The organism is Streptomyces africanus (genome assembly GCF_002150735.1).
Classification (GTDB): domain Bacteria; phylum Actinomycetota; class Actinomycetes; order Streptomycetales; family Streptomycetaceae; genus Streptomyces; species Streptomyces africanus.
In genome coordinates this window covers 20,241-28,927 of sequence record NZ_MUKA01000121.1, presented here as the reverse complement: position 1 = coordinate 28,927, position 8,687 = coordinate 20,241, and the positions used below count along the sequence as shown (strand labels likewise).

The window sequence follows — 8,687 nt, the reverse complement described above, 5'->3', positions numbered from 1 at the left end:
GGACGACTACGACGGCGACTTCCGCTACGACCGCGCTCCCGTCGGCGCGCTCCAGGGCCTCGACCCGGACCGCGTCGCCTACACGGGCTCGGTCAGCAAGTCCCTCGCGCCCGGGCTGCGGCTGGGCTGGCTGCTGGTGCCCGGGTCCTGGGCGGAGGAGATCGTCGAACGCAAGCGCACCATGGACCTCGGCCATCCGACCCTGGACCAGGCGCTCTTCGCCCGTTTTCTGGAACGCGGCGACTACGACCGCCAGTTGCGCCGCTGCCAGCGCGCCTACCGCGAGCGGCGTGACGCCCTGACCGCCGCCCTCGACGAGCACTTCCCCGGCTCCCGGGTCTCGGGCATCGCCGCGGGCCTGCACGTGATCGCCACACTGCCGGAGCGCTACGGCCCCGAGGACCGTTTCCTGACCCGCGTCACGGCGGCCGGGGTGGCGGTACGCCCCCTGTCGGCCTACGCCCACCCGAGTACGGCGCGGGAGGAGAGCGACGGGCCGAAGCGGATACGGCTCGTCCTGGGCTACGCGCACGTCCCGCCCGCCCGGATCCACGAGGGCATACGCCTGATGGCGGAGGCGGCCACGGCGTGATTCCCCGGCGGAGCTCACGGGTTCCCGCCGGTTCCCCTCCCCCCGCGGTCAGTTGTTCACTTGGGGTTCGTGTGTGCGCCGCGGCGTGCCAGTAGGTGTGGCTGTGCACACTGGCCGGATCCCGTCCCTGGAGGCGCATCCATGTCACACCGTCCGCTCCCCGCGCGCCGCAGCGTTCTGCGGGGCTCCCTCGCCGCGTCGGCGGCCCTCACCCTGCCCACCGCCCTCGGCGCCGCGCCGGCCTTCGCGCGGTCGGGGCGTCCCACAGCGGGGTGGGGTGTGCAGGCGGGAGACGTGACCCGCGACTCCGGGCTGGTGTGGGTGCGGTCCGACCGGCCCGCCCGGATGATCGTCGAGACGTCGTCGACCGAGTCGTTCCGCAACCCGCGCAGATGGCACGGCCCGCTGCTGGGCCCGGGTACCGACTTCACCGGCACGACCCGGCTGCAGGGCCTGCCGTCCGGCGAGCAGGTCCACTACCGGGTGCTGCTCGCCGACCCGGACGACCCGCGCCGCACCGGCGAGCCGGTCACCGGCACCTTCCGCACGGCGTCCGACAAGCGCCGTGACGGAGTACGGTTCGTCTGGTCCGGCGACCTGGCCGGCCAGGGCTGGGGCATCAACCCGGAGCTCGGCGGCTACCGGATCTATCAGGCGATGGCCGCCCTCGACCCGGACTTCTTCCTGTGCAGCGGCGACAACATCTACGCCGACGGCCCGCTCACCGAGAAAGTGGCCCTGCCCGACGGGCGCACCTGGCGGAACATCACCACCGAGGAGAAGGCGAAGGTCGCCGAGACCCTGGCGGAGTTCCGCGGCAACTTCCGGTACAACCTGCTGGACGAGAATCTCCGCGCCTTCAACGCCCAGGTCCCGTCCATCGTCCAGTGGGACGACCACGAGGTCACCAACAACTGGTACCCGGGCGAGATCCTCGGCGACTCCCGATACACCGAGAAGAACGTCGACGTGCTCGCCGCCCGCGCCCGCCGCGCCTTCTCGGAGTACTTCCCGATCTCCACCCTGCGCCGCCCCGACGGCCGTGTCTACCGCGTGCAGCACCACGGCCCGCTGCTGGACGTCTTCGTGCTGGACATGCGCACCTACCGCAACGCCAACTCGCCGGACGAGCAGCCCACCGACCCGCAGGGCATCCTCGGCCGCGAGCAACTGGAGTGGCTCAAGCGCGAGCTGTCCCGCTCCCGCGCGGTGTGGAAGGTGATCGCCTCCGACATGCCGATCGGCCTGGTCGTCCCGGACACCGGCGACGGCAAGCCGAACATCGAGGCCGTCGCCCAGGGCGACCCCGGTGCCCCACTGGGCCGTGAGCTCCAGATCGCGGAGCTGCTGCGCTTCGTCAAGCACCGCCGGATCACCGGCACGGTGTGGCTCACGGCCGACGTCCACTACACCTCGGCGCAGCACTACCTGCCCTCGCGGGCCGCGTTCACCGACTTCGAGCCGTTCTGGGAGTTCGTGTCGGGCCCGCTCAACGCCGGTGCGTTCCCGGCGAACACGCTCGACGGCACCTTCGGTCCCGACCGGGTGTTCCTGAAGGCGCCGACGACCGCCAACGTCTCCCCCGCCGGCGGCTACCAGTTCTTCGGCGAGGTCGCCATCGACGGCGGCAGCGGCGAGCTGACGGTACGTCTGCGCGAGCAGGACGGCACCGTGCTGTTCACGAAGGTGCTCCAGCCGGGTCTGGTCGGCCAGTGAGTTTGAAGGCTTGATATAGCGGGCAGGCCAACCCTTTTACCCGCCAGTCACAATACGTTCGTGATCACGCAACACCGTTCGGTCACAGTGGGTGCATGACGCGAAAAGTGACTGAAGTGACCAACATCCAGAACGACTGCCGCCCCGCCACCCCGTGGCAGCGGCTCACGGCGGCGCTCCACACCTGGCGAACACGACGCCACGAACACGCGCCGCCGGCGGACGATACGGAGTCCCCGGCACCGGAGCCGGTGCCGGGGGCGAACACGCTGTGGCGGATGCGGACCACGGTGAAGGACGAGCCGGGATCGCTGGCGGCCCTGTGCACGGCCCTCGCCGGGCACCGGGTCGACATCCTCAGCCTCCAGACGCATCCGCTGGCCGAGGGCACGGTGGACGAGTTCCTGCTGCGTGCCCCGGGCGAGCTGGACGCCTCAGGGATCGCCGCGGCGGTCCGGACGGCCGGCGGCACCGACACCTGGATCGAGCGGGCCGACGCCCACGACCTGGTGGACGCGCCGACCCGGATCCTCGGACTCGCCGCCCGGACGGCCCTGGACGCCGCGGAACTACCTCTGGCGCTGCGCCAGTTGCTGGGCCGGTGCACGATCCGGTCCCAGCCCGCACCGGCCGGTGGCACCCGGGCGGCCGACGGTGTCCCGGTGGAGGGAGCCCTCGACGACACGGTGATGCGCCTGCGCGCCCCGGAGGGCGGAGTGATCACCGTGGAGCGGCCGTATCTGCCCTTCACACCGACCGAGTTCGCCCGGGCCAGGGCCCTGGTGGAACTGGACGCCCGGCTCGGGCCGCGCGTCCCGCACGGCCGGGACGTGCTCACGCTGGCCGAGGGCAGTGACATCACCGTGCGCCGCGCCGACACGCGTGACCTGGAGGCGGCCAGGGAGATGCACGAGCGGTGCTCGGACCGCACGCTCAGGCTGCGCTACCACGGGCCGGTCGGTGACGCCGACCGCTATCTCAACCACCTGCTCAGTCCGCGCTTCGGCCGGACCCTCGCCGTGCAGACGGCCTCCGGGCGGCTCGTCGGGCTCGGGCATCTGCTGTGGGACAGGGACGAGACGGAGATCGCGTTGATCGTCGAGGACGCGTGGCAGCGGCGCGGGGTCGGCGGGGAGTTGCTGGGGCGGCTGGTCGCGATGGCCGCGGAGGGGGGTTGCAGGAGTGTGTATGCCGTGACGCAGGCGTCCAACACGGGGATGGTCGCTGCGATGCGGGGACTGGGACTTCCTCTTGACTACCAGGTCGAGGAAGGGACCTTGGTGATCACTGCGCGGCTGGGCGAATCCGTTTCGACGGGCGCGGGTGAGGTGGGGAGCACCTCAGCGCCGTAGGGGCCGCGATCAGACGGTGGGTGCGGGTTCGGTATGGCTTGTCGCGCAGTTCCCCGCGCCCCTAAACCCTCAGCGCCTGGTCGAGATCCGACCACAGGTCCTCCACGTCCTCCAAGCCCACCGACATGCGCAGCAGGCGGTCGCTCACCCCGGCCCCCCTGCGGTCGTCCGCGGCCACGATGCGGTGGCTGATGGACGCCGGGTGCTGGATCAGGGTGTCCACGCTGCCGAGGCTCACCGCCGGGGTGATGAGGCGGACGTCGGCGATGACCTCGTGGGGGTCGCCGTGTATCTCGAAGGAGACCATCGCGCCGCCGATGCGCGGGGAGTGCACACGCGCTACGCGGGGGTCGGCGGCGAGGCGGTGGGCGAGTTCGGCGGCGTTGGCGGAGGCGGCCCGTACCCGGACGGGGAGGGTGGACAGGCCGCGCAGCAGCAGATAACCGGCCAGCGGATGCAGGACGCCGCCCGTGGCGAACCGGACCTGCCGCAGCCGGCCCGCGAACTCCTCGTCGCAGGCGACCACGCCCGCCAGCACGTCCCCGTGGCCGCCGAGGTACTTGGTGGCGCTGTGCAGCACCAGCCGTGCGCCCTGTTCGGCGGGGCGCTGGAGCACCGGCGTGGCGAACGTGTTGTCCACGAGCAGCGGCACCGAGCCGCAGGCGTGTGCGACGGCCCGGAGGTCCACCTCGGCGAGCGTGGGGTTGGCCGGGGACTCCACGATCACCAGGCCGGTGTCCGGACGCAGGGCCTCCGCGATTCCCGCCGGATCGGTCCAGGTCACCTCGGAGCCCAGCAGTCCGGCGGTCAGCAGATGGTCGCTGCACCCGTAGAGGGGCCGTACGGCCACCACGTGCCGCAGCCCCATGGAGGCGCGGACGAGCAGGACGGCGCTCAGGGCGGCCATGCCGCTGGCGAACGCGACCGCCGCCTCGGTGCCCTCCAGGCGGGCCAGCGCGGTCTCGAAACGGGCGACGGTCGGGTTGCCGAGGCGCCCGTAGACGGGCGGGCCGTCCGGGTCCGCACCGGTGGCGGCGAACGCGTCGATCCGGGCCGCCTCGCCGCGGCTGTCGTACGACGGGTAGGTGGTGGACAGGTCGATCGGAGGGGCGTGCAGGCCCTGCCGGGCGAGGTCGTCCCGCCCGGCGTGGACGGCCTCGGTGGCGAGTGCTCTCGGTGCGGTGCCTACGGCGTCGTGGACGCCCATGCTCGCTGTGTCCATGAGGGAAGGGTGAACACCGGCCGGGCCCGAGGGCGGGAAGCCCGTGCTACGTTCGGCCTATGGCCGAATCTGTCGTACTGGACCCGGTGGATCTCCATCTGCTGCGGCTGTTGCAGAACGACGCCCGGACGACGTACCGGGACCTCGCCGCGCAGGTCGGAGTGGCGCCGTCGACCTGTCTGGACCGGGTGACCCGGCTGCGCCGCTCGGGCGTGATCCTCGGACACCGGCTGGAGCTGGACCCGGCCAAGCTGGGGCGAGGCCTGGAGGCGCTGCTGTCGGTGCAGGTCAGGCCGCATCGGCGGGAGCTGGTGGGGCCGTTCGTGGAGCGGATCCGCGCCCTGCCGGAGTCGCGGACGGTCTTCCATCTGACCGGGCCGGACGACTACCTCGTCCATGTCGCGGTCGCCGACATGTCGGACCTCCAGCGGCTCGTGCTGGACGAGTTCACCTCGCGGCGGGAGGTGGCACGGGTGGAGACCCGGCTGATCTTCCAGCAGTGGGAGTGCGGGCCGCTGCTGCCGCCTTCGCCCTCGGCTCAATCCGGATGACGTGCGCTGCCGCGCGTACGAGGATGGGCGGCATGTCTGAGATCAAGAGCCCGCTGCCCCGTGAGGTCGCCGACGCGTACGTCGACGAGCTCATCGCCCTCGACCCGATCACCGGTACGTTCCTCGGCGTCAAGGAGAGTTCGAGCAGGCTGCCCGACACCTCCCCCGCGGGCCAGGAGGCGTTCGCCGAGCTGGCGCGCCGGACGCTGGCCCGGCTGGACGAGGCGGAGCGGCGGCCCGGCGCGGACAGTGACATCGAGCGCCGCTGCGGGCGGCTGCTGCGCGAGCGGCTCATCGCGGACCTCGGTGTGCACGAGGCCGAGGAGAGCCTGCGGTCCGTCAGCAACCTGAGCTCCATCGCCCATGCGGTGCGGCAGGTGTTCACCGTGACACCGGCGCAGTCGGAGGAGGACTGGGCGGCGATCGCCGAGCGGCTGCGCGCGGTCCCGGCCGCGCTGGAGGGGTACCGGGAGTCCCTCGCGCTCGGCCTGGAGCGGAAGCTGTACGGCGGGCCGCGTGCCACGGCCACGTTCGTGGAGCAGCTCGGCGAGTGGGCGGACGCCGACGGCGAGGGCCGCGGCTGGTTCGAGACCTTCGCGGCCGCCGGCCCCGAGGCGCTGCGGCCCGAGCTGGACACGGCGGCCCGCTCGGCCACCGAGGCGGTCGCAGGCCTGCGCGACTGGATGCGGGACGTGTACGCGCCGGCGGTCGAGGGCGCGCCGGACGTGGTGGGCCGGGAGCGGTACGCGCGCTGGGTGCGCTACTACAACGGCACGGACCTCGACCTGGACGAGGCGTACGCGTACGGCTGGTCCGAGTACCACCGCCTCCTCGGCGAGATGAGGGCGGAGGCCGAGAAGATCCTGCCCGGTGCCCCCACGCCCTGGGTGGCGCTGGCGCACCTGGACGAGCACGGCACGCACATCGAGGGCGTCGACGAGGTCCGCGACTGGTTGCAGTCCCTGATGGACGAGGCGATCGACGCGCTCGACGGCACCCACTTCGACCTGGCCGAGCGGGTGCGCCGGGTGGAGTCGCGCATCGCCCCTCCGGGCAGTGCCGCAGCGCCGTACTACACGCCGCCGTCGGACGACTTCACGCGCCCGGGCTGCACCTGGCTGCCGACCATGGGCGAGACGAGCTTCCCCGTCTACGACCTGGTGTCGACCTGGTACCACGAGGGCGTGCCCGGCCACCACCTCCAGCTGGCCCAGTGGAAGCACGTGGCGCAGAACCTCTCCCGCTACCAGGCGAGTGTCGGCATGGTGAGCGCCAACGCCGAGGGCTGGGCCCTGTACGCCGAGCGGCTGATGGACGAGCTGGGCTTCCTGACGGACCCGGAGCGCCGGCTCGGTTACCTGGACGCGCAGATGATGCGTGCCGTGCGCGTCATCATCGACATCGGCATGCACCTGGAGCTGACGATCCCGGACGACTCCCCCTTCCACCCGGGCGAGCGCTGGACGCCCGAGCTGGCGCAGGAGTTCTTCGGCTCGCACAGCAGCCGGCCCGCGGACTTCGTGGAGAGCGAGCTGACCCGCTATCTGTCCATGCCGGGCCAGGCCATCGGCTACAAGCTCGGCGAGCGGGCCTGGCTGCTGGGCCGCGAGAAGGCCCGCGCCCGGCGCGGCGACGCCTTCGACCTGAAGGCCTGGCACATGGCGGCGCTGTCGCAGGGCTCGCTGGGTCTGGACGACCTGGTCGACGAACTGGCCCGGCTCTAGGGAAAGTCAGCGGCGAAAGCCGCCCTCGGAGTCGATGACCTGCCCGGTGACCCACTCCGCCTCGTCCGTGGCCAGCCATGCGATGAGGCGGGCCGGGTCGTCGGGCATACCCCACCGGCCGGCCGGGAACAGCTCCGCGATGGCCTGGTAGTCCGCACCGGTCATGTAGTCCGTGTCCACGGGCCCGGGGTTGACGGTGTTCACGGTGACCGCGTGCTCGGCGAGCGCCGTCGCGAGGGACCGGGTGACGGAGGCGAGGGCCCCCTTCTGCAGGGCGTAGGCGAGCTCCCCGGGCATGCCGCCCGCGATGTCCTGGCCGGAGGTCATCATCATGACGCGTCCGCCCGGGCTGCGCGGCGGCAGTGCGGACCGCAGCCGCGCGTAGGCCTGGATCAGCAGGATCACGGAGCGGGTGTCGACCGCCCAGTGCCGGTCGAGCATCGCCGTGTCGATCTCGTCCAGGGAGCCGTCGAACCCGCTCTGCGCGTGGTTGGCGACGAGGATGTCGAGCCGCCCGCCGAGCGCCTCGGCGGCCCTGCCGACGAGTTCACCGGCCACGGCGGGATCGCCCAGATCCCCCGGCCCGGCGACGACCCGCGCTTCGGGATCCCCGAGCGCCTCCCGCACGGACGCGACAACGTCCTCGGGACGATCGGCGCCCCAGGGCTGGCCGGCATCGTGCGGCACATGATGATGCAGATAGACACTGGCACCGTAGGCGGCGAGCCGCCGGGCCACGGCATGCCCGATACCGCCGCGCCGACTGGCTCCGGTGACGAGGGCTGTGCGACCGCGCAGAGGCAGGGGGTCACGGCGCAGTTCTTCCGGGGTGGGGTGAGGAAGTCGAGGCATACGATCATCGTGTCCGGACCTGATGAAGCACGCACGCGAATATCGCCCCCTTCAGGGGCGCGGGGAACTGCGCGATCAACCACAAACAACCCGCACACGCCGAAAAACGAAGCCCCCACGGTCACCTAGGCGCAAGCAACCGCAACTGAACCAACCCCAACCACGTTTCAGCCCCTGGCTGCACCCGAGCCGCCCGAACCGCGTAGCGCCCCGGCTGCAAACCCACCCGAACCCGCTCGCTCCCCGAAGACCCAGACCACGCCGCATCAAAAAGCACCACAGCGCCCGGCACCTCCCAGAGAACCTCCGGCTCCCACTCCGCCGTATCGACAGCCACCGGCACACTCGCCAGCAACTCGTCCTCGGAATTCCCCGCGCACCACCGGACGAACATCCCCTGGTCGGGCAGATACGCCGTCGAGGCGGGCTCGTCCCCCAGCACCAGCGCCGTGCTGTCGCCGACCGGCAGGAGCCCGACGTGCCCGTCCACCTCGCAGGCCCGGTCGTAGTCCGACGCCGTCTCCTCGCCGTCGGCACCCGCCCAGAACGGCAGAACCGTCTCCGGCACCGCTATCAGTGGCCCGCCGCCCGATTCCACCCATTCCACGACGCCCGGCTCCGCGTATCGCACCATGGCGCAAGAACCTACAGGGTCAACTCCGTGCAAAGATCCGGGGG

8 protein-coding genes are annotated in these 8,687 nt (G+C 72.0%); 5 read left to right on the top strand and 3 right to left on the bottom strand.

Annotated features, from left to right (window positions below; translation table 11 throughout):
• From CCL05_RS17605 to CCL05_RS17595, 3 genes are all read left to right on the top strand, one after another.
• Nucleotides 1-592: aminotransferase class I/II-fold pyridoxal phosphate-dependent enzyme (locus CCL05_RS17605; protein ID WP_143589905.1), on the top strand; the 592-nt coding region annotated here is incomplete at its 5' end.
• Nucleotides 593-733: 141 nt separating this feature from the next.
• A complete protein-coding gene (locus tag CCL05_RS17600) occupies nt 734-2,308 on the top strand; it encodes an alkaline phosphatase D family protein (RefSeq protein ID WP_086561456.1) in 1,575 nt (524 codons plus the stop codon).
• Between the two features lie 95 nt (nt 2,309-2,403).
• Entirely contained in the window at nt 2,404-3,660 is a 1,257-nt protein-coding gene (locus tag CCL05_RS17595; RefSeq protein WP_086561455.1) for a GNAT family N-acetyltransferase, read from the top strand.
• A gap of 61 nt (nt 3,661-3,721) precedes the next feature.
• On the opposite strand, the gene CCL05_RS17590 is transcribed toward CCL05_RS17595, so the two are convergent.
• Nucleotides 3,722-4,882: a trans-sulfuration enzyme family protein gene (locus CCL05_RS17590; RefSeq protein WP_086561454.1), complete on the bottom strand. Its 1,161-nt coding sequence runs from the start codon at nt 4,880-4,882 to the stop codon at nt 3,722-3,724.
• Nucleotides 4,883-4,941: 59 nt separating this feature from the next.
• On the opposite strand from CCL05_RS17590, the gene CCL05_RS17585 reads away from it, so the two are divergent.
• Complete coding sequence (locus CCL05_RS17585) at nt 4,942-5,433, top strand: Lrp/AsnC family transcriptional regulator (protein ID WP_010041175.1); 492 nt, start codon at nt 4,942-4,944, stop codon at nt 5,431-5,433.
• A gap of 32 nt (nt 5,434-5,465) precedes the next feature.
• Nucleotides 5,466-7,157 carry a DUF885 domain-containing protein gene (locus tag CCL05_RS17580; RefSeq protein WP_086561453.1) on the top strand — a complete coding sequence of 564 codons (1,692 nt, stop codon included), beginning with the start codon at nt 5,466-5,468 and terminating at the stop codon, nt 7,155-7,157.
• Between the two features lie 6 nt (nt 7,158-7,163).
• On the opposite strand, the gene CCL05_RS17575 is transcribed toward CCL05_RS17580, so the two are convergent.
• Complete coding sequence (locus CCL05_RS17575; RefSeq protein WP_086561452.1) at nt 7,164-8,009, bottom strand: SDR family oxidoreductase; 846 nt, start codon at nt 8,007-8,009, stop codon at nt 7,164-7,166.
• A 121-nt stretch (nt 8,010-8,130) separates the two neighbouring features.
• Nucleotides 8,131-8,643 (bottom strand): immunity 21 family protein, encoded by a 513-nt coding sequence (locus CCL05_RS17570; protein WP_086561451.1) that lies wholly within the window; start codon nt 8,641-8,643, stop codon nt 8,131-8,133.
• Nucleotides 8,644-8,687: the final 44 nt, after the last annotated feature.

Coding starts and splice junctions, on each gene's coding strand:
- CCL05_RS17595 (WP_086561455.1), top strand. CDS start 2,404: ATGACGCGAAAAGTGACTGAAGTGACCAACATCCAGAACGACTGCCGC.
- CCL05_RS17580 (WP_086561453.1), top strand. CDS start 5,466: ATGTCTGAGATCAAGAGCCCGCTGCCCCGTGAGGTCGCCGACGCGTAC.
- CCL05_RS17570 (WP_086561451.1), bottom strand. CDS start 8,643: ATGGTGCGATACGCGGAGCCGGGCGTCGTGGAATGGGTGGAATCGGGC.
- CCL05_RS17600 (WP_086561456.1), top strand. CDS start 734: ATGTCACACCGTCCGCTCCCCGCGCGCCGCAGCGTTCTGCGGGGCTCC.
- CCL05_RS17585 (WP_010041175.1), top strand. CDS start 4,942: ATGGCCGAATCTGTCGTACTGGACCCGGTGGATCTCCATCTGCTGCGG.
- CCL05_RS17590 (WP_086561454.1), bottom strand. CDS start 4,882: ATGGACACAGCGAGCATGGGCGTCCACGACGCCGTAGGCACCGCACCG.
- CCL05_RS17575 (WP_086561452.1), bottom strand. CDS start 8,009: ATGCCTCGACTTCCTCACCCCACCCCGGAAGAACTGCGCCGTGACCCC.